Below are 692 nucleotides of genomic sequence, written 5' to 3' on the forward strand. Positions count from 1 at the left end.
TGGCGGTGGCGAGCACCGGCCTCAATGAGAAGCGCCTCAGGCAGCTCGGCATGGCTTATGAGAAGGTCTATGTCCACCCGGGCAGCCACGCCGGCTACTACCCCGGTGCCCACCCGGTCAGCCTCAAGCTCCTGTTTGCCCCCGACGGGCGCATCCTGGGCGCCCAGGCGGTGGGCAAGGATGGTATCGACAAGCGCATCGACGTGCTGGCGGTGGCCCAGCGCGCCGGCATGACGGTGTTCGATCTGCAGGACCTCGAGCTCACCTACGCGCCGCCGTTTGGCTCGGCCAAGGACGTCATCAACATGGCGGGGTTCGTGGCGAGCAATCACCTCAAGGGGGACTCGCCCCTGTGCCACGTGAGCGACGTGCAGGCCCTGCGCGCCGATCAGCTGGTGCNNGGTCGCATCCCGGGGGCCCTCAACATCCCCCTCGACGAGCTGCGTGGCCGGCTGGGCGAACTGCCTCGCGGCAAGGAGATCATCGTCAGCTGCCAGGTGGGCCTGCGCGGCCATGTGGCGAGCAGAATGCTTCGCCAGCACGGCTTTGCGGTGAAAAACCTCTCGGGCGGCTTCAAGACCTGGCAGATGGCTACCTCAGACTGAGTCATGGGTCAGTTCAAACGCCAGTGACCAGGCCCGCCACGCGGGCCTGGTCACTTTCGGCTTGGCGCTGACCTCTGGTCACCACTG

The 692-nt window shown here is 66.7% G+C and carries 1 protein-coding gene; it reads left to right on the top strand.

The window, feature by feature from the left end; all coding sequences use genetic code 11:
• A partial coding sequence (locus tag BN1133_RS16790) for a rhodanese-like domain-containing protein (RefSeq protein ID WP_269429895.1) occupies window positions 1-605 on the top strand: 605 nt, incomplete at its 5' end.
• Between the last annotated feature and the right edge of the window lie 87 nt (window positions 606-692).

This window comes from Aeromonas schubertii (assembly GCF_000820105.1).
Taxonomy (GTDB): Bacteria; Pseudomonadota; Gammaproteobacteria; order Enterobacterales; family Aeromonadaceae; genus Aeromonas; species Aeromonas schubertii.